General features: G+C 68.5%; 16 protein-coding genes and 5 pseudogenes. 12 read left to right on the top strand and 9 right to left on the bottom strand.

Annotated elements, in window-relative coordinates; all coding sequences use genetic code 11:
- The first annotated feature begins 34 nt into the window (after positions 1-34).
- Positions 35-412: a hypothetical protein gene (locus BGK67_RS01740; protein WP_069918196.1), complete on the top strand. Its 378-nt coding sequence runs from the start codon at positions 35-37 to the stop codon at positions 410-412.
- 461 nt (positions 413-873) lie between these two features.
- A complete protein-coding gene (locus BGK67_RS38595; RefSeq protein ID WP_167739527.1) occupies positions 874-1,032 on the top strand; it encodes a hypothetical protein in 159 nt (52 codons plus the stop codon).
- Positions 1,033-1,225: 193 nt separating this feature from the next.
- On the opposite strand, the gene BGK67_RS01735 is transcribed toward BGK67_RS38595, so the two are convergent.
- Positions 1,226-2,149: an NADP-dependent oxidoreductase gene (locus BGK67_RS01735; RefSeq protein WP_107488735.1), complete on the bottom strand. Its 924-nt coding sequence runs from the start codon at positions 2,147-2,149 to the stop codon at positions 1,226-1,228.
- A gap of 106 nt (positions 2,150-2,255) precedes the next feature.
- Positions 2,256-2,651, bottom strand: a complete 396-nt coding sequence (locus BGK67_RS01730; protein ID WP_069918194.1) for a MerR family transcriptional regulator — start codon at positions 2,649-2,651, stop codon at positions 2,256-2,258.
- Positions 2,652-3,276: 625 nt separating this feature from the next.
- On the opposite strand from BGK67_RS01730, the gene BGK67_RS01725 reads away from it, so the two are divergent.
- On the top strand, positions 3,277-3,813 hold the full coding sequence (locus BGK67_RS01725; protein ID WP_167739526.1) for an RICIN domain-containing protein: 537 nt from the start codon (positions 3,277-3,279) through the stop codon (positions 3,811-3,813).
- 217 nt (positions 3,814-4,030) lie between these two features.
- On the opposite strand, the gene BGK67_RS01720 is transcribed toward BGK67_RS01725, so the two are convergent.
- A complete protein-coding gene (locus BGK67_RS01720) occupies positions 4,031-4,579 on the bottom strand; it encodes a hypothetical protein (protein WP_069918192.1) in 549 nt (182 codons plus the stop codon).
- Positions 4,580-5,029: 450 nt separating this feature from the next.
- Here BGK67_RS01720 and BGK67_RS39715 point away from each other — a divergent pair, with 450 nt between their 5' ends.
- On the top strand, positions 5,030-5,341 hold the full coding sequence (locus BGK67_RS39715; protein WP_244291103.1) for a hypothetical protein: 312 nt from the start codon (positions 5,030-5,032) through the stop codon (positions 5,339-5,341).
- Positions 5,342-5,886: 545 nt separating this feature from the next.
- Here the strand turns inward: BGK67_RS39715 and BGK67_RS01710 are convergent.
- Positions 5,887-6,975 (bottom strand): helix-turn-helix domain-containing protein, encoded by a 1,089-nt coding sequence (locus BGK67_RS01710; RefSeq protein ID WP_069918190.1) that lies wholly within the window; start codon positions 6,973-6,975, stop codon positions 5,887-5,889.
- A 119-nt stretch (positions 6,976-7,094) separates the two neighbouring features.
- On the opposite strand from BGK67_RS01710, the gene BGK67_RS01705 reads away from it, so the two are divergent.
- Positions 7,095-7,991, top strand: a complete 897-nt coding sequence (locus tag BGK67_RS01705) for an alpha/beta hydrolase (protein WP_069923549.1) — start codon at positions 7,095-7,097, stop codon at positions 7,989-7,991.
- 253 nt (positions 7,992-8,244) lie between these two features.
- A complete protein-coding gene (locus BGK67_RS01700) occupies positions 8,245-9,321 on the top strand; it encodes a serine hydrolase domain-containing protein (protein ID WP_069923548.1) in 1,077 nt (358 codons plus the stop codon).
- Here BGK67_RS01700 and BGK67_RS35740 read toward each other — a convergent pair.
- Positions 9,321-9,561 (bottom strand): annotated as a pseudogene (locus BGK67_RS35740) (helix-turn-helix domain-containing protein); the annotation flags it as partial. The gene BGK67_RS01700 and the pseudogene BGK67_RS35740 sit on opposite strands and share 1 nt — an antisense overlap.
- 421 nt (positions 9,562-9,982) lie before the next feature.
- On the opposite strand from BGK67_RS35740, the gene BGK67_RS01695 reads away from it, so the two are divergent.
- The 3 genes and pseudogenes from BGK67_RS01695 to BGK67_RS01685 all read left to right on the top strand — a co-directional run bounded on the left by BGK67_RS01695 (position 9,983) and on the right by BGK67_RS01685 (position 12,095).
- Positions 9,983-10,246 carry a transposase gene (locus BGK67_RS01695; RefSeq protein ID WP_167739525.1) on the top strand — a complete coding sequence of 88 codons (264 nt, stop codon included), beginning with the start codon at positions 9,983-9,985 and terminating at the stop codon, positions 10,244-10,246.
- Positions 10,227-11,413 (top strand): annotated as a pseudogene (locus BGK67_RS01690) (IS701 family transposase). Before BGK67_RS01695 ends, BGK67_RS01690 begins: the two are co-directional and overlap by 20 nt.
- 241 nt (positions 11,414-11,654) lie before the next feature.
- Positions 11,655-12,095, top strand: a complete 441-nt coding sequence (locus tag BGK67_RS01685) for a hypothetical protein (RefSeq protein ID WP_244291102.1) — start codon at positions 11,655-11,657, stop codon at positions 12,093-12,095.
- Between the two features lie 160 nt (positions 12,096-12,255).
- Here the strand turns inward: BGK67_RS01685 and BGK67_RS01680 are convergent, their stop codons facing one another.
- Both BGK67_RS01680 and BGK67_RS01675 read right to left on the bottom strand, forming a co-directional pair.
- A complete protein-coding gene (locus BGK67_RS01680; protein ID WP_069923546.1) occupies positions 12,256-13,323 on the bottom strand; it encodes an IS110 family RNA-guided transposase in 1,068 nt (355 codons plus the stop codon).
- Positions 13,324-13,523: 200 nt separating this feature from the next.
- Positions 13,524-14,030 (bottom strand): annotated as a pseudogene (locus BGK67_RS01675) (IS5 family transposase); the annotation flags it as partial.
- Positions 14,031-14,265: 235 nt separating this feature from the next.
- Here BGK67_RS01675 and BGK67_RS01670 point away from each other — a divergent pair.
- Positions 14,266-15,467, top strand: a pseudogene (locus BGK67_RS01670) (IS110 family transposase).
- A 20-nt stretch (positions 15,468-15,487) separates the two neighbouring features.
- Here BGK67_RS01670 and BGK67_RS01665 read toward each other — a convergent pair.
- Positions 15,488-15,829 (bottom strand): annotated as a pseudogene (locus BGK67_RS01665) (IS5 family transposase); the annotation flags it as partial.
- Positions 15,830-15,966: 137 nt separating this feature from the next.
- On the opposite strand from BGK67_RS01665, the gene BGK67_RS39710 reads away from it, so the two are divergent.
- Together BGK67_RS39710 and BGK67_RS39705 are read left to right on the top strand one after the other, a co-directional pair.
- A complete protein-coding gene (locus BGK67_RS39710; RefSeq protein WP_244291101.1) occupies positions 15,967-16,365 on the top strand; it encodes a hypothetical protein in 399 nt (132 codons plus the stop codon).
- Between the two features lie 117 nt (positions 16,366-16,482).
- Complete coding sequence (locus tag BGK67_RS39705; RefSeq protein WP_244291100.1) at positions 16,483-16,824, top strand: hypothetical protein; 342 nt, start codon at positions 16,483-16,485, stop codon at positions 16,822-16,824.
- 282 nt (positions 16,825-17,106) lie between these two features.
- Here BGK67_RS39705 and BGK67_RS01655 read toward each other — a convergent pair whose 3' ends face one another.
- Positions 17,107-18,240 (bottom strand): IS630 family transposase, encoded by a 1,134-nt coding sequence (locus tag BGK67_RS01655; protein WP_069918187.1) that lies wholly within the window; start codon positions 18,238-18,240, stop codon positions 17,107-17,109.
- Positions 18,241-18,258 lie beyond the last annotated feature (18 nt).

The raw sequence follows: 18,258 nt of genomic DNA, 5'->3' as shown, positions 1-18,258 counted from the left end.
GTAACCGACGGGGGCTGCGGGGAGGGTCACGGGCATGAACATGTACGACCCTCCAGACGATGCTGGAGAGTTCGATGTGCTTGGCGTCTATCTGGAGGCGCTGCGGGCTCAGATGTCTCCCCCGCGGTTCCGCACCCTGGTGGCGGCTGTCCAAGAGACGTGCGGGCTGTTGTCCGATGGGAAGTCTGCTCAGGTGACGGTGCCCGGCGACGGCTTCCTGCCCAGCGATCTGCGGCGGGAGTACCTGTCCGTGCTGGCCATCATGATCACTGGACGCATGGACCACCGCCTGGTCGAGGTCCTCGGGCCTGGTGGCACGTCGGGGTGGGTGGTTCTCGAAGCCGGCGCCGAGTACGCCGCGGCCGCCGTGACGGCGGTTCGTCACACGGTGACCCGCCGGCACGACGAGTAGATGTCCCTCGCTGCCGAACTGGAAGGGATCGCCCACGCGAGCGGACTCAGCCCCGGCTGAAAGACAGCGCAGTTCTGCCCTGTTCAAAGCACTTCCAGCGGTAACCGAAGATCTGATGAATCGTTTATCCAACCGTCGCGTCAGGTGCACGACCGCTCCCCCCTTGCGGTGACCGCGACTGCTGGCCCCGGGACATCCCCTGTTCCGGGGCCGTGCCGCTTGTTGGTGTGGGGGCCCGTGTTGGCCATGGAGAAGATGCCCGGTCCAGCCCGCTTAGCGAATCGTTGATCACGTGGGCGGCCGTCACCTTGATGACGAGGCGTCTGACGCGTCGCAAGGCCTGGCATGCCGAACGGCACGACGTCAGCCTCATGACCCGCTGGCTCACCCGCACGGTTGACCGACGCGAGGGCCGGTCAACCGTCTGTCCTGACTACCCCGGAGTACCCGGAACAGGGGTGATGTCCGTCACCGAGGCGGCCGACGACTCCCGCAGTCGCGCGACCCGCTACACCGAACCGGACGATGCCTACGCAGCGCACCCGGTACGCCAGGACGACCAGCAGGCACACCGCTCGCTGGAGCCCGGACCGCACCGCGGCCGGGAGGCCGGCCACTGAGTAGACCCGATGCTGCGCACCCGGTGCGGTGGTGCGCACCGACGATGTCCGGTGTCCACTCCACCGAGTTGTCGGCGTACGCCTGAACGTGCTCAACCCCGTACAGGTGAACGTGCTCAGTTGATGATGCGCTGACCAGGGGTTCTCGTCAGCCCGCAAAGGACCGTCGACGGCGTCAGGCAACCGGGCACTTTCATGCCACCTTGATGACGACCTTGCCCGAGGCATGACCGTTCTCGACGGCGGCGAGGGCGGCCGGGGCTTCGAAGAGCGGATGGACCGCCGTGATTACGGGTGCGAGGACTCCGTCGAGGGCCAGCCGGGCCGACCGCTCCAGGTTCTCGCGGTCGACGCGACGCTCGACGAAACGCCCACCGAGATCGGACACAGACGTATCACCCACAGCAATGACATTGCGGGGATCCCGGGCCAGCGGAGCGACCGTCCGCAGCGAGGTGCCTCCGACCAGGTCGACGATCCCGTCGAAGCCGCCCGCAACCAGCTCGCGTGCCGCGGCGGCGACGTCCTCGGCGGTGTAGTCGATGAACCGCACCCCGATGCCCTCGGCGTGCTCGCGTTTGGCCGCACTTCCGGTGCCGATCACGCGCAGCTCGCGCCCGATCGCCAGTCGGGCGACGGCGAGGCCGACCCCGCCCCCGACCCCGTTGACCAGGACTGTGGCGTCGGCCGGGAGGCCGAGTTGGTCGAGCACGTCCACCGCGGTCGTCCCGGCCACTGGCAGCGTTGCCGCCACGGCCGCGGACAGACCCGCCGGGATGCGCGCGGTGTTCGGTGCGGACAGCACCGTCGTCTCGGCGTAGGTGCCGTAACCGGTCAGTGCGAAGCCGAAGACGGCGTCGCCCACCTCGAGCCCGTCGACGTCCTCGCCCCGGGCAAGAACGGTTCCGGCAGCCTCCATGCCCAGCACGCGGGGAAACGGACGCCCGCCGTCGAGCCCGTCGACCAGACCTGAGCGCAGAAGGTGGTCGAGGGGATTCACGCCGGCGACATCGACCCGGATCAGCACCTCACCGCGACCGGGTACGGGATCGGGACGATCGAAGAACCTCTGCACCCCGGGCCCGCCATACCTGTGAAAACCCCACGCCTGCCCCATTTTCCGCCGCCTCTCGGATGGCCAACCCGGTGACTCCGGGTGCTGTCGCCATCCTCACCGCTGACATTGATGTCAGGGGCAACCGGCTGAGATGCAGGTCACAACATCAGTTTGACTGCGCCACCGATTGCGGGGCCGCGGAAAGCTCCGCCCGGTGCCTGCTGTTGGCCCTGATCAGCACGTCGAGTGCATCCCGGGTCTCGATCAGGTGCGCGATGTCGGCGTCGATCCGGTCGCGCTCGCGCAGCATCGCGGTGAACGTCTCCTCGGCGACGCCCAGGTCATCCGGGATGTCCACGCACGGCAGCACAGTCGCGATCACCCGGCTGGACATCCCCGCGTCGAACAGCTGCCGGATGAGCGACACGCGCTGGACCGCGGCATCGGAATAGTGACGCTGCCCCGCGTCGGAGCGTGAGCTGGTCAGCAGTCCCTGGTCTTCGTAGTACCGCAGTGAGCGCGGACTCACGCCCGTGCGCTGTGACAACTCGCCTATCCGCATCCTTGAGAGCCTACGTCCGCGGCCTCCAGGTTCAGACCGCCGAGGAGTCATGCACGCTTACGGACACCCCTGCGCAGGGTTGCCGTTCCGGCCCCACGACTGGGCACGTTCGTCTGTACACGCCCGAGCAATTTTCTCAGTACGCCGACACCGAGTGGAGTCAACCGGCCGGGAGTGGACGCCACCGTGCTCTGCACCACTCCACCGAGTGGAGCCCACCCGGTGGAGTGGCCGAAATCGTGGGAGTGGACGACATCGACGGGGGCAATGCCGCGTTTCCACCCGATGCGCACACGCCGCGTTTGTCCTTGGATCCCATCTTTGAACCCTGGTCGATCTCGGCGCTCGCGCGGCGAGGCCGTTTACGTGCGCTCGCGTCGTGCCCGTCGCCGAATGCCGGCCGCATCCGCCGAACGAAGAGCGAGAACAGGGCGACTTCGGAATCCGCCCGACCAAGAACAGCCCCCCCCAAATGCAGTCACAGCAAGCAACTTGGGGCAAACCTCACCAGGAGTGTCACGTGCAGTTGCGGTAGTTTCCTCGCGTTTAAGGTCCTCGTGAGAACAGGAGAGATCGCGTGGCTCGAAGGTCAAATCGACTCGGCAGGCACAGTGTGGTGGCCGCCTTGTTCGGACTGTTCGCTCTGCTCCTGCCGACTTCGGCGCAAGCCGCCGAGAACCCCGGCATCCGCTACACAACGAGCTTCCGCAACGCGGCCATCTACGAACTGCGCGCCGCCACCAGCTGGAAGTGCCTCGACATCCGGGGCGGCGGTCGCCCGCAGCCCGGAACCGCCATCCAGACCTTCGACTGCAAGGGTGCCCTCCACCAGCGCTTCCACTTCCAGAGCCTGGGCAACGGCAGCTTCACGATCGGCGCTTTCGGCGTCTACTGCCTCGGCCCGCAGGGCGGCAACCCAGCACCCGGCGCTCCGGTCATCCTGACTACCGGCTCGGGCTGCTCCACCTATACCTGGAACGACCGCGGCACGCCGGAGCACCCCAACCGCTGGGAGATCGTCGAGGCGAGCACCGGGCAGTGCATCCGGGACACGGGACGGCGTTCCCAGGCCGTGCTGGGCGCCTGCGGCAGCACCACAACCCCATGGCCCGAAGTCTGGGCCCCCCTGTTCGACCGGTACTGGAACTATGACCAGATCTGAGGCCAGCACCCGCTGAAACTCACACCGCGGCCTTCGCGCTGACCCACTCCATAACGGAGCACAGGATCAGACGGAGGCCGCTTTCGCGTTCACTGAACTGCGAAGCGCTAACCCACACTGACGCCTCCACAACGCTGTCCGTACCCGGCAACGACGCCAGGTGATCGGATCAACGACACCGGGCCGCGTACGACCACAGTGGAATTGGCCAACAGAGTCAACGGCCCGTGTCAAGGAGAAACGCGCCGCCTCCACCCGGCCCACTCCACCGCACCGAGTCCACCTGGTGCGCACCACCGCGCCGGTGCGCACCCACCCGCACGGCGGTGCCGTCAGCAGTGCAGAGCCACCACGGTTTCCACCACCGCGCGAGCCCGCTCCACCTGTTGTCGCGCAGTGCCTGCAGAGCCCGGAGGACGTCCGTCGGGGCGTCGGCGAGGACCTGGCCGACGAAGTGCGCGATGGTGCGGGCGATCCCCGGCGCGGCAGCAGCGGGGGCATGTGTGGCCCACTCCCTGATCGCCATCAGGTAGACGACGCCGACCTCGTCCAGGACGAAGGAGTCGGCGCAGGGATCGCCGTCGTCGGACAACACGGTCACGGGGAAGACGATGAGCTCCGCGATGGCCGGCAGCAGTCCCGACAACTGCGCCACCTCGGGCGCGAGCCGCGCGGCATGGACGTCGTCTCCGGCCTCCACCGCCAGGACGTAGTCGAAGCCGAGCTGGACCAGGTGCGGGGGCAGCGAGGGAACGATGGGGGACATGGGCAGCTCCTTGACGTATGGCCGCCGTGACGGGCGACCGCCAGACAACGGTCAAGGGGTACCTCTGCACGCTCTCCCTCCTCGTCCCCGGTGTGGGGCGGTGAAAGACGAGAAGGAGACACGACAATGGCGACGATCCACTGCCCCCCGGCAGACGGCACGCGGCCGCCGGCCCCGCCGGGCGCCGAGCTGGACGCGGGCAAGCCCCGCAGTGGCTGGGCAAGCCGAAGTGGACTCCTTGAGGGGGCACTTCAGTCCCTCCTTCGGTACCCACTTGGGTACCCGGCACCCAGTACGGCAGCAAACATGTAGGTCAGCGCGCGAATCAGCGTGAAAACGCGCCGTCACACCCCTCTTCTCCCCTCTTGTTGTCCGTATGGGAGGAGATCATCGGGTTCCAGGGGGCCCGGCGCCCTCCACGACCAGTCAGGTCCGCCTCACGGCAGGCCGATGCGGCTGGTCGCTCGCGTCGAAGGGGTGGAGCTGATGGCAGGGAAGCGGCTGACGAATCCAGCGGGGTCCTCGAATGACCTGCGCGGGGATGTGCTGCGCGTGCTGGGGGTGCTGAAGGTGGCCACGGCCGACCAGGTCCAGAGGATCGCCTCACCCCACCTGACGTACCGGCACACCACGAAGGCGAGCGCCTCCGAGCAGAAGACCGCGCGCACGGCCTCGCACGCCGCGCGCTCTCCGATCTACGCAAGCACGGTCTCGCCGAGAACGGGGGCACCAGCCGGGCGGGGGAGTCGCTGCGCAACCTGACTACCAAGGGTCTGGAAGCCGCCTCCTACGAGCTCGGGCGCCCCCTGACGGAGATGGGCGCCACCGCCCGCGGCGCGGGCTCCAGCGGGGCCACCCACCCCATGGCCGTCAACGAGACGGTCATCGCGATGCTCCGGCCCAAGCCCGACCTGAAGCTGCTCACCCAGGAGCCATCATCGCGACCGGCCTACGCAACCTGCGCGCCCACGGCCCGGGCGGCCCGGTCTTCCTCCGCTTCGCCGAACAACAGGCCCCAGTCGCCCCCGGGCTGGTCCCAGGTTTCCCTCGATGGTCGTGGATTGGGCAGCCGCCTGTCGGCTGCCCGCGGGCCCACAGGTCTCAGGAGCGTCTAGCCGATGTCGTTTCCGCTCATGGCAGCCATGCGTCCTCTTCCCCGTGCCGGTGCTTCCTGTGGTGTTCCCTGCGGAGAAAGTCTGCAGCTCTTCCGCACCTTCAACGAGCGCGCCAAGTACCGCTGAGACCTGTGCGCGGTGGGCCGAGGTGGCATCGACATGGTGTTCACCCCAGCTCCGTAGAAGGGCAAGCTAGTCGCCCAGCAACCGCCACGCCGTCAGGGCCACACGCGCCCTGGTCAGGCCCGTCGGGGTGGTGAGGTCCACGGACAGGGCTCTGCCGATCAGGTCGATGCGGCGGGCCACGCTGCTGTGGTGCAGGTGCAGGACGTCGGCGGCCCGGCGCAGCGACCCCGCCGCGCAGTACGCCTCCAGCGTGTCCAGGGTCTCCCGGCTCTCCCGGCTCTCCCGGGCCTCCTGTGTCTCTTCCTCGGGGTTCCCCGGGTCTCCGGCCACCCGGACGAGCGCCGCGACGTCGGGGTTGCCGCGCAGCACCTCCCTCGGCACCTCCGCGAGCAGCGCCATCGCGCCCAACTCCGCGTGGTCGAGCACCGGTTCGCGCGCGGTGGTGAGACGCAGGGCGGTGCGGGCCTCCCGCCACGCCAGGTCCGGTTTGTCCGCCGCGCCGATGCCCGCGCGCACGCCCGCGGGGAACAGGGTCCGGTCCACGGCCGAGGCCAGGATCACGCCGACTCTGCCGATCCGCGCCGCCTTCACGGGCCGGCCGGGGCAGACGGCTCCGCCCACCTGGTCGAGCGGCAGTCGTGGCGACCGTACGGCGGCCACCCGGAGCGGCGGCCCGGCGGCGAACCCGAGGAGCCGCAGCGCCCGCGCACGGGCCGCCTCGTCGGTCTCGGCGCTGATGACCAGCTCGACGAGCGCGGGGTCCGCCATGGTCGTACGGGCCGGACCGTACCGTTCGACGGCCCCCGCCACGGCGAGGGCCATCCGGTCGAGCAGCACCTCGTCGAGCGGTCCGGCCGGGCCGGACCGCTCCAGCCACACCCTGCCGATCTCCTCCTCGTCGAGGACCACTGGGGCAGTGCCGGACGCGGGCCCCGCCGGGCCGGCGGCCTCGCGGCCGTCCGGCGCGACGCGGATCGTCCGCCCGGTACCGTGAAGTCCCACGCCGGTGACGCACTCGGCGAGACCGGCCGAGGCCCGGGCGAGCGCGGGAAGGTCCACGCGCCTGCGCATCAGGGTGTCGTAGAACGCGACGATGCGGAGCGCGCCTTCGACGTGCGGATCGAGTCCGGACAGCCGTACGGCCAAAGCCTCCATGACAGCAGGATAGGAGGACGGGCGGGCGGAGGGCGGGCGCCGATCGGCGCGCGATCGGCCTCGGATGCCCGACGGACGGCGGACGACCCGCCGCCGGCGGTTCCCCGAGGATGATCGTCATGGACCCCGAACTCGAAGCCTTCGTACCGTTCTTCCCCCGTACCGACCTCACCGACCCGGTCACCGCGCGGAAGAACTTCGGCCAACTGGCCGCCGCCGTACCGGTCCCCGACACCACGGACATGGAGGTCGAGGACCACACGGTCCCCGCCGATTCGCCCGTGCCGGTACGGGTCTACCGCCCGCACCAGGCCCAAGGCGCCGTCGTCTGGCTGCACGGCGGCGGATTCCTCATGGGCGACCTGGACACCGAACACCCTTGGGCCGCCCGCATCGCGGCCTCCTCCGGCGCTGTGGTGATCTCGGTGGGCTACCGGCTCGCCCCCGAACACCCCTACCCGGCCGCCCTGGAGGACGCGTACGCCGTGCTGGAGTGGGCCGTCGCGCACGCGGCCGAACTGGGCGTCGAACCCGACCGCATCGCGATCGGCGGCCACAGCGCGGGCGCCAACCTCGCTGCCGCGGTGACCCTGTGGGCCCGCGACCGGCAGGGGCCGCCGATCCGTTTCCAGCTGCTCAACCAGCCGGGTCTCGACGATCGGCAGGACTCGTGGTCGGCGGTGAACTTCACGGACACGCCGTGGTTCTACCGGGAGAAGCTCACGGCCTCGTGGCGGTACTACCTGGGCGGCGGCCCGACGACCCCGTACGCCGCCCCGGCCCGCGCCGAGGACCTGACCGGCCTGCCTCCGGCCTACCTCGCCACCGCCGAGTTCGACCCGAACCGCGACGAGGGCATCGCGTACGCGCTGCGCCTGCTCCAGGCAGGGGTGTCGGTCGAGATCCACCAGTGGCCCGGCACCTTCCACGGTTCGCAGGCGATCCTCTCCGCCGAGGTCTCGCAGCGGCAGAACGCCGAACTCGGCGCCGTCCTGCGCCGGGCCCTGGCCGGATGAGGCCGGCCGGACAAGCTCCGAGCGCGCACCCCCTCGCGTGCCGTCGCACCACCCGCACCCTCCCGTCGCACCCGACCGAAGGAGTACGTACGCCGTGAAACTCCGATCGAAGATCCGCCTCTCCCTGATCGCCGGCGTGGCCGCGCTCACCGCCTGCGTAGGCACGGTCGCGGCCGCCCCCGCCCCGCAACCGACGACGGCCGGGACGGCGTCCAGGGCGGCGGCGACGCCGAACCGCGTCGAGCCCGCACGGCTGCGCACCGCCCTGGACGCCGTCCACCGGGCGGGCGTCCCCGGGGTCTTCGGCGAGGTGCGTTACGCCGACCGGACCTGGCGCGGGGCTTCCGGGGTCGCCGACCTCGCCACCGGACGGCCCGTGAGCCCCGACATGCGCCAACGCGTCGGCAGCATCACCAAGACCTTCACCGCTGCGGCCGTCATGCAGCAGGTCGAGCGGGGCCGGATCCGGCTCGACGCGCCCGTCGGCGACTACCTGCCCGACCTCGTGCCGGGGGAGCGGGGCAGGAGGATCACTGTCCGGATGCTCCTCAACAACACGAGCGGCATCCCCGACTACATCCCGTACGCCTTCCCCTCCCTCCAGCGGAACTCACCCACCAGTCTGGACGACAACCGCTTCCGCGAGTTCCGGCCGGCCGAGCTGATCGCGCTGGGACTCGCGGCGCCGCCCGCAGGCGAGCCCGGCGGCTCCACGGGCGTCTACTCCAACACCAACTGGCTGCTGCTCGGCCAACTCCTGGAACGGGTCACCGGAACCACCGCCGAGCGCTACATCACCCGACACGTCATCGACCGCGCGGGGCTGCGGCACACCCGGTTCCCGGACGGGCCGACGATCGACGGGCCGCACGCGCGCATGTACGAGTCCCTGTGGGGACTGCTCGACCCGCCGCGCGACTACAGCGTCTACAACATGTCGTGGACGGGCACGGGGGCCGCTCTCATCTCCACGATGGATGACCTCAACCGCTTCTACGCGCGGTTGCTCGACGGCAAGATCGTCAGCCGGTCGTCCCTGGCCCAGATGCAGCGCACGGTCCCGGTCCGCGCACTCGACGGGACGATGATCGAGTACGGCCTCGGGCTGCACAAGGTCGTCATCTCCGACTGCGGCACCTTCTGGGGCCACGACGGCACGGTGTGGGGAGCCGGCACGATCTCCCTGACCCGGGCGGACGGCGGCCGCCAGATGTCGATGGCGGTCAACCTCCAGCGCTGGAACCCCCGGAGCGCGGCGGGAACCCCGCAGCCCCACCCCATCGACACGGCCTTGAAAGCGCTGTACGACCGGTCCCTCTGCGACGCGTAGCCCAGGTGACTGATGATGCGGTCAGCCGCGGACTTCGAGACGCCGAACAACGGTGCGAGCTGCCGCAGCGTCAAGTTAGTGCGCCAGTAAACCGTGACCCTCCAGCGGCAGGCTCCACGGCCGGCCTCTGCGGACTCCGTCAGCTCCTTCGTGCCACAGCTGTGTCACCCACGTGCCGAAGCACCGGGGGTTCAACCCGGTGAACGGGATTATCCAGGACGGCTGCGACGCCGTGATCACCCTGCCACGGCGGGAGCCTCACACGGTTCCCGCCGTGGAAGGCGTACTGATCACTTGCTGGACAGGCGGAGATCTCCGGACCAGGCCTCACACCGGACACGGCCAGAAGCGAAGGAGATCTCCAGTGCGAGCCGCCCGCTGTCCGGGACACCCTCTTCGCTGACGGCCAGTACGTCTCGCCGAGATGATCCGCGAACGGGGCCTCGCCGCTGATCGGCGCCACCTCGACGCGACCTGACTCCGCCATGTCGTATCCCGTGAAGGGGGTCGACGTCTCCACGATCAGGCACCAGTCCGAACCGGTCGTGATGTGCGTGGCGACCACCTCGCTGGCAATCAGCCACACTGGGCTTGGTCCGCTTTGACGACATCTGAGATCAGGGGCTTCAGCCCCGGAAGGATGATGTTCATCATGGAGAGCATGGGGAAGAAGAAGCCGCGCCCTCGCCGCTCGTTCACGCCGGAGTTCAAGGCCGAGATCGTCGAGCTGTGCCGGCGGGGCGACCGCTCGGTTGGCCAGGTCGCCAGGGATTTCGAGCTGACCGAGACCGCAGTGCGGAGCTGGGTGAGGCAGGCCGAGGTCGACGACGGCGAACGGGACGGCCTGACTAGTACTGCAACGGTGTTTGCCGTGACGGTTGGGCAGGTCAATCGTTGGTCAGTTCATGGGTGGGGAACTTGCTGATGCCCGGTCGTGGGCTGGTGAACTGAAGGCTTTGCATGAGCGGTTCGTGCACCGCTTCGCCAGGTCGGAGCCGCGGGAGTCGGCTCTTGCCTATATGCGGGGGCTGATAGCTCCGCTGGAGCGGGAAGAACGGCTGGACGCTTGCCGAGGAGGCCGGGCATGGCGGCCCGGACCGGATCCACCGGCTGCTGAACCGGATCGACTGGAACGCGGACGAGGTCCTGGACGACGTGCGGGACTACGTCATCGAGCACCTCGGCGATCCGGAAGCGGTGCTGATCGTGGACGACACCGGGTTCTTGAAGAAGGGCGTCCGCTCGGCCGGCGTCCAACGCCAGTACTCCGGAACCGCCGGCCGGACGGAGAACTCCCAGATCGGGGTGTTCCTCGCCTATGCCGGCGGCCGTGGCCGCACCCTGATCGACCGCCGTCTCTATCTGCCCACGTCATGGACGGATGACCGCGACCGGTGCCGGGCCGCCGGCATCGACGACACGGTCGCCTTCGAGACGAAAGTGGTGATGGCCAAGGCCATGGTCCGCCGGGCGATCACCGGCCGGATCCCGTTCCGGTGGGTGACCGCCGACGCCGCCTACGGCTTCTCCAAAGGCTGGCGCACCGAGCTCGAGCGGGGCGGATGTCTTCCACGTCATGGCCACCACCCGGCACGACACGGTCGTCACCCGCTGGGCCATGGACCACCCCGTCCACGACCTGTTTCCCGGGCTGCCCCGGCAGAAGTGGAAGCGCCGTTCCTGCGGGGACGGGGCTCACGGCCCGCGCGTCTACGACTGGGCCAGGGTCGAGGTGCGGCCCTGGCACCGCGAGGACCGACGGCACTGGGTGATCGCCCGCCGAAGTGTCCGCCGGCCCGAGGAGATCTCCTACTACATCGCCTACTGCCCGGCCGAAACCACACTCGACGAGCTGATCCGCATCGCCGGCGCCCGGTGGGCGGTCGAGGAATGCTTCCAGACCGCAAAGCAGGAATGCGGCCTGGACGACTACCAAGTCCGACGCTACGACGGCTGGCACCGCCACATGACCCTGGCCATGGCCGCCCACGCCTGCCTCACCGTCCTGCGGGCCCGCGAACTCGACACCGGGAAAGCAGAAACGGATCCTCCCAGCTCATACCCCTCACCCTCCCCGAACTCCGACGCCTGATCCACCGACTCACCCGACCCCACCCAAGCACCGACCACGTCCTGCACTGGTCGTTCTGGCGCCGCAGACGACAACACCAAGCCCGCACCAGTCACTACAAACGACGCGGCCACACACCACCAGAAGCCAACAAACCATCACAGCAAAGACCGTTGCAGTACTAGGACCTGTCCTGGCGATCATCCGGTAGGGCGCCTCGGTGATATTTTGACCGGAATCGTGGGAAGGGGCGGGCGGATCCGTGGACAGCGACCTGCGGCGCGCGGTCGTCGTGACGCTTGGCGAACTCGGGCGAAGCGATGACTGGCGTGACCGGGCGGATGCCGGTCACAGCCTGGCAGGGTTCGCCGAGATGCCGGAGGCCGTAGAGCCACTGCTGGGGCTTGTGCTCGATCCGGGTGACACCTTCGTCACCCGGCGGACCGCAGAGGGCTTGCTTCGGCGAAAGGATAGGGCCGGACTGACGGTAGTCGCGTCCGCACTGGCAATCGCCAACGACAACCACGCCGACTACATCCACACCGCGATCTTCGATGTCTTCAGCATCTTCTCGGACGACCTGGACGAGGCGCTACGGCTCTGCGACGAGATGTCGGGCGACACAGACGAGCGTGTTGCCCGGGGGGCGCGTCGGCTGCACGAAAGCCTGGCAGAGATCGATCCCGTCCTCCGCCCCGCATAGCGGGGGTTCAATCGCTGCTGTGAGGTGCAGATCCTCGACGAACGTTGCCGGATCAGTGCCACGGAGCATTCCCGTCGATCATGTGCGGAGCCAGATCGTTAGAGCTGCCGCAGTGACGGTGCCGAGGTAGACGTAACGGCGCTTGATGCCCCTATGGATGTCAAGCCGCCAGGACGTGGGTGGTGGTGCGGGTGATGAGCTGGTGGATCTCGCGTGCGACGTAGCGTTTGAGGCAGCGGAGTGCTTCGCGTCGGGTCTTGCCTTCGGAGATGCGTCTGTCGATGTAGCCGCGGGTGCGGGTGCCCCAGCGGAGACGGGCCAGCACGATGGTATAGAGGGCGGAGTTGGCCTGCCGGTTTCCGCCCCGGTTGAGGCGCCGGCGCTGGGTCTTCCCGGAGGAGGCCTCGACTGGGCTCACGCCGCAAAGCGCCGCGAACGAGGCCTCACTGCGGAGCCGTTCCGGGTTGTCACCCGCTGCAATCAGAAGGGTTGCAGCGGTGTCAGGGCCGACGCCGTAGCACTCGAGGAGCTGCGGGTTGTGCTGCGTGATGACGTCTCTGATCCGCGTGGTGAGATCCTCGATCTCCTCGGTGAGGTGCTGAATCCGCCGGGCCAGGAGCCCCAGCGTGTGGGCGGCGGCGCCGGCCGTTCCGGAGGCCGAGTTGTCGAGCCGGGCGCAAGCGCGTATGAGTTTGGGGTTGCTCAGGCCGGCCAGTGACTCGCGGAGCTCGGGGTCGGTGGCCACGAGAACGGCTTTGAGCTGGTTGATCGCCTGAGCTCGGGACTTGGTCGCGGAGGCCTTGGCCAGCTTGAACAGCCTGAGCACCTCCACGGGCCCGTCGCCGGCCTTCGCGGTCGCGGTCGCTCTGCCGGTGATCACTGCGCGGGCTGCGGCTTCGGCGTCGACGATGTCGCTCTTGCCGCGGCGTCGGCGGGTGGCCTTGTCTGGCTGGTTCACCTCGAAGACGGTGATCCCCTGACCATGCAGATACCGGCTGAGTGCGGCACCGTATGAGCCCGTGCACTCCACCCCGGCTTGGCTGAGGTGGCCCAGTGTCCGAGCCCAGTCCAGTAACTGTTCGTAGCCCTCGGCGGTCGTCGGAAAGCTCCGGCTCTCGACGAAGGCGCCAGCGGCCGTGACCACGGCGGCAACGTGGACGTCCTTGTGCGTATCGACGCCCAGCACGATGTCGGGGCTGCTTTGGTCCAGCGGGGCGGGCTGGGTCATCCTGGTCACGGTCACCTGTCTCCTGCAGCCATGGGAAGCGGGGCGGCCATCGCTGGATCGGTCAGGGCGGTCAGGACTGTGACGGTGCCTCTCGCGAAGGCCCCTATCGGGACACGCCCGCCGGTCCAGCGGCAGCAAGTACCGCCCAGACAGTGGCCGACAGATCAAACGCAAGGCACCAGGGCCAGTCGTAACGCGGGTCAGGCCACCGCCCGAAGCGGCACCCCCACATCCTCACAGTCGTACCGGGTAGCGACAGCACGGTGGCGCTTGAGGCGATTGATCCCGCACTCGACCGCGTGCCGCTGCTTGTAGTCGTCTCTGTCGAACTCGAACTTCGGAGGCCTGCCCCCGCGCGAACCGAGCTTCTGCCGGTTGCGTACCCGGTCAGCGGGCACGGGGATGGTGGCCTTGATGCCGCGTCTACGCAGGTAGGAGCGGTTGCTGCGGGAGTCGTACGCCTTGTCGGCCCGCACTCGGTGTGGGCGCTTGCGCGGCCTGCCGAGTCCGACTCGGGGCACCCGAATCGCTTCCAGCACGGGCTCGAACTGCGGGGAGTCGCCCCGCTGCCCGGCCGTGATCACAACGGACAGGGGTTTTTGGCCCTGCTCGACGGCGAGGTGGATCTTGCTGGTCAGACCGCCGCGGGAGCGTCCGAGTCCGTGGTCGACCGGCTCGGCGGCGATTCCGCCGGGCGGCTCCTTTTGGAGATCCCCGTTACCTTCTTCGTGGCCTCGCAATGAGGCTCCCGGCCTTCGGCCCCGGTATGACTTGCGCCCCCAGTCGACATGATCGAAAAGGTGGTGTCGCCGGGTGCCGGAGGCATTGAGACCGCTGATTAGAGGCACGAGCGCCCCTTGGGCAGTCTCTTCGTAACGTGGATGCCGGCACGCTGATGCCGCAGGTGAGGCCGGGGAGAACGCGAGCACGGGAGCGAAGGGCATGACGGACGAGACTGGCATCGACGTCTATCTGGGCCTGGACGTCGGCAAGGGCGATCACCACGCCGCCGCCGTGAGCCGGGCGGGGAAGAAGGTGTTCGACAAGCCGCTGCCCAACAGTGAGCCGAAGCTGCGGGAGCTGTTCGACAAGCTCCGGGCCAAGCACAGCACGGTGCTGGTGGTCGTCGACCAGCCGGCTTCCATCGGGGCCCTGCCGCTGGCGGTCGCGCGGGACACGGGCTGCCAGGTCGCCTACCTGCCCGGTCTCACAATGCGACGGATCGCCGATCTTTACCCCGGTGAGGCGAAAACCGACGCCCGCGACGCGTTCATCATCGCGGACGCCGCCAGAGCGATGCCCCACACCCTGAGGACGATCGATGCCGCGGACGAGACCGTTGCCGAGCTCGCGATGATCGCCGGGTTTACGACGATCTGGCGGGCGAGTCCACCCGGATCGCCAACCGGCTCCGCGGACTGCTCACCCAGATCCACCCATCCCTGGAACGGGTCTTGGGCCCGCGCATCCAGCACCCGGCCGTGCTCAAGCTGCTGGACCAGTTCGGCTCCCCGGCTCAGATCCGCAAAGCTGGACGCCGTCGCCTCGTGACCTTGATACGTCCCAAGGCGCCGCGGATGGCCGAGCGGCTGGTTGAGGACATCTTCACCGCACTCGACGAACAGACCGTCGTCGTCCCCGGCACCGAGGCTGCCGCGCTGATCGTCCCCAGCCTTGCGAGTTCGCTCCAGTCCGTTCTTGACCAGCGCAAACTCCTCGCCGCGAGGATCGAGGAACTCCTGGAGGCCCACCCTCTTTCCCAGGTCCTGATCTCGATGCCCGGCATCGGGATCAGGACCGCGGCCCGCATCCTTATCGACGTCGGCGACGGCAGCGGCTTCGCCACCGCCGGCCACCTCGCCGCCTACGCCGGCCTCGCGCCCGTGACCCGCAACTCCGGCTCCTCCATCCGCGGCGAACACCCCTCCAGACGCGGCAACAAACAACTCAAGAGAGCCTTCTACCTCGCCGCGTTCGCCTCGCTCTCCCAGCCCGAGTCACGCGCCTACTACAACCGCAAACGCCGCGAGGGAAAACACCACATCGCCGCCCTCATCGCACTCGCACGACGCCGCATCGACGTCCTCTTCGCCATGCTCCGCGACGGCACCTTCTACCAACCATCCACACCGGCTACAGCTTGACGAAAACCATAGAGGCACCTTTTCGCCGCCCCGGCGGCGTGCTGGTGGGCTCGGCAGACGGTCGCGTCGACGTTCACGTCCCAGGTGATCAGGCCCTTCACGTCCGCCTCGGCCTGGAGCCGGGTGAGGATCTCTGCCCAGGTTCCGTCCCGCTGCCAGCGTCGGAACAGGTCATAGACCCGGTCCCACGGCCCGTAGCGTTCCGGCACATCCCGCCACGGGGCACCCGTGCGGGTCCGCCACCGTATGCCGTCTATCAGCTGCCGCCGCGTCCACACCTGCGGCCGACCCGGCTTGATGCCCTGCGGCAGCAGCGGCTCAAGCCGGGCCCACTGGCCGTTCGTCAGATCTCCACGTCCCACAAGACGTGATCATGAACGAACAAGATCCACTTTCGCAACAGACCCTAGGCGCCCCGCTCTCCACCGCTCGCGCGCCGCCGACCGCCGCTCACCGCAGCGACCGATGGCCGTGACCGCCCACCAAGGAGAGCCCGCCCGTGCAGAAGACTGCCCTCATTCCTTTCGCCCAGCTCCCCCGAACGCACCATGACCGCCACGTCCTGACCAGTACCGTCGACGTCTTCGGCGCCGCCCACTGGCTGCTTGCCGAACGCGCTCCGCAGCCTGGCGGCGATGTCCTGCCCTTCGACGCGCTGGTCGTCTCCGTCCATCCGGGCGGCAACGTCGAACTCACCGAGCTGAGCGCCGTGCGAGCCCGCTGGCCGCACCTGGACCGCCTGCCCGACGGTGGGTTCGTCGTCGCCGCGTCGTGCGCCCGCCGGTACGAGGACGCGAACCAGGTCCAGGTCTTCGACGCGCTCGGGCGCGAGACCTCGTCCTTCTCCGTCGGGGACGCCATCGAACACCTGCTCGTGGACGAGGCCGGCCATATCTGAGTCGGGCACTTCGACGAGAACCCGGCCGGAATCCGCCGCTGGAGCGGCACGGGCCGGCTCGCCTGGACGTCAGACGGCGCCCGCATCCCCGGTCTCTTCGACTGCTACGCCCTGAACGTGTCGGGCACCGCCGCCTGGGCGTGCCCATACACGGACTTCCCGCTCGTCGAGATACGCCCCGACCGGCTCGTGAGGGTGTGGGCGAACCGCGTACGGGGCGCCAAAGCGGTGGCCGTCCACGGCAAGCGGGTCGCCTTCTACGGCGGCTACGGCGAGGAGCGGGACCGACTCGCCCACGGAGAGCTCACCGAAACATCCGTCGAGACAAAGGAAGTCGGCCTGCTCACCCTGCCCAATGGCCCTGCCCCAGGCCGCCGGCGGGTCGTCAGCCGAGGAAGCAGGATCTACGTCCAGGCCGAGCCGTTCACCGCGTGGGGCGTGTTCGACCTCAGCAGCTGATACCCAGCACTGGAAAGACCATTTCCATGTCGCCAACCATCCGACGGCCAGTCCCGCAAGGAGCTTGTCGCGGCGCGTGCCAGCGAGGATCAGACGGTCTTCGACCGGTTGATCGAAATCTTCGACGAGCAGGGGAGGCGAGAGTGGGCGGAAGCGGTGCCGTCGTTGATGGCCGCGTTGCAGGCCAGAGCAGACAAGGCCCAGATGTGGGCCGGGCAGGACGGTGGCTGCGGGCCCACCGGATTTCCGGGCGGTCAGGCCGTCATGCTGACTAGTGCCGCATCAGGCAACGTTCGCCCTGTCGACGACGGCGCGTAAGCGCCGATCGTCGGCGTGGCGGTTTCGCCAGATGATGTAGCGGCGGATCATGCTGCCCTGCTCTTTGTGGTCGGCATGGTCCGTGCCATCCAGGGTGAAATAGCGCAGGGCTGTGAACTGGGCTTCGATCCGGTTGAGCCAGGAACTGTTGGTCGGTGTGTAGGCGATCTCGACGTTGTTTGCTGCCGCCCAGGTGCCGACCCGCTGACACCTCTTCGTGGTCAGGTGCGGGGAGAAGTTGTCGGCGACGATCGCGATCCGCACTTCTGATGGGTACAGGGTGCGCAGGTAGCGGCAGAACTCTAGGAACTGGGTGCGCCGTTTGATCGGTTTGATGTGTCCGTAGAGCTTGTCGTTGGACAGGTCGAGTGCCGCGAACAGGTGCCGTACTCCGCCGTAGCGGTTGTAGGTCGCCCGCCGCCGACGGCGTGGCTCAAGGTCGGGGTCCTTGTGCTTGCCGCCTCGCTCGGCCCACTGCCGGCCCGGGTGGGGCATCAGGTTGAGCGGGCCGAACTCGTCCATGCAGAAGACGATGTCGGGTTCGTCTTCTTCGGGTATGACCTCGCCGTCGGCGATCGCGTAGAGGTGTTCGACGCGGGCCTTCTTGGTCGCGTAGTCCGGATCGCCGGAGGTCTTCCAGGTCTTCAGGCGTTGAAAGGAGACGCCTGCCTCGCGAAGCAGGATGCGCAGGCCCTCGTGGCTGATGTCGTCGACCACCCCGTCGGCGACCAGGAAGTCGGCCAATTTGGTCAGGCTCCAGGTCGAGAACGGCAGGCCGTGCTCGGCTGGCTTGGACTTCGCGATCTTCTTGATCTCCCTCCGTTCTGGCAGCGTGAACGTTGTTGGGCGGCCACCCCTGTACTTCGGATACAGAGAGTCAAAGCCGTCGGCGTTGAAGTTGTGAATCAGGTCCCGGACCCGGTCATCGCTCGTGAACGACACCTTTGCGATCTTGCCCACGGGCATGCCCTGCGCGGACAGCAGCACCATCTGGGCTCGCCGCCAGGTCACCACCGACCCGGTGCCCCTGCGGATGATCCCCAGCAGCCGCCGGCCCTCGTCGTCATCGATCTCACGGACGCGTACTCGTTCTGCCACTGCCCGACGGTAGGGGAC

Source organism: Streptomyces subrutilus (assembly GCF_001746425.1).
GTDB classification, from domain to species: Bacteria; Actinomycetota; Actinomycetes; order Streptomycetales; family Streptomycetaceae; genus Streptomyces; species Streptomyces subrutilus_A.
This window is presented reverse-complemented; position numbering and strand designations above follow the sequence as displayed.

Excerpts from the sequence above, each read along its gene's own strand:
- BGK67_RS01740 (WP_069918196.1), top strand. The coding sequence starts at position 35 with ATGAACATGTACGACCCTCCAGACGATGCTGGAGAGTTCGATGTGCTT.
- BGK67_RS38595 (WP_167739527.1), top strand. The coding sequence starts at position 874 with ATGTCCGTCACCGAGGCGGCCGACGACTCCCGCAGTCGCGCGACCCGC.
- BGK67_RS01735 (WP_107488735.1), bottom strand. The coding sequence starts at position 2,149 with ATGGGGCAGGCGTGGGGTTTTCACAGGTATGGCGGGCCCGGGGTGCAG.
- BGK67_RS01730 (WP_069918194.1), bottom strand. The coding sequence starts at position 2,651 with ATGCGGATAGGCGAGTTGTCACAGCGCACGGGCGTGAGTCCGCGCTCA.
- BGK67_RS01720 (WP_069918192.1), bottom strand. The coding sequence starts at position 4,579 with ATGTCCCCCATCGTTCCCTCGCTGCCCCCGCACCTGGTCCAGCTCGGC.
- BGK67_RS39715 (WP_244291103.1), top strand. The coding sequence starts at position 5,030 with ATGCGGCTGGTCGCTCGCGTCGAAGGGGTGGAGCTGATGGCAGGGAAG.
- BGK67_RS01710 (WP_069918190.1), bottom strand. The coding sequence starts at position 6,975 with ATGGAGGCTTTGGCCGTACGGCTGTCCGGACTCGATCCGCACGTCGAA.
- BGK67_RS01705 (WP_069923549.1), top strand. The coding sequence starts at position 7,095 with ATGGACCCCGAACTCGAAGCCTTCGTACCGTTCTTCCCCCGTACCGAC.
- BGK67_RS01695 (WP_167739525.1), top strand. The coding sequence starts at position 9,983 with ATGGGGAAGAAGAAGCCGCGCCCTCGCCGCTCGTTCACGCCGGAGTTC.
- BGK67_RS01680 (WP_069923546.1), bottom strand. The coding sequence starts at position 13,323 with ATGACCCAGCCCGCCCCGCTGGACCAAAGCAGCCCCGACATCGTGCTG.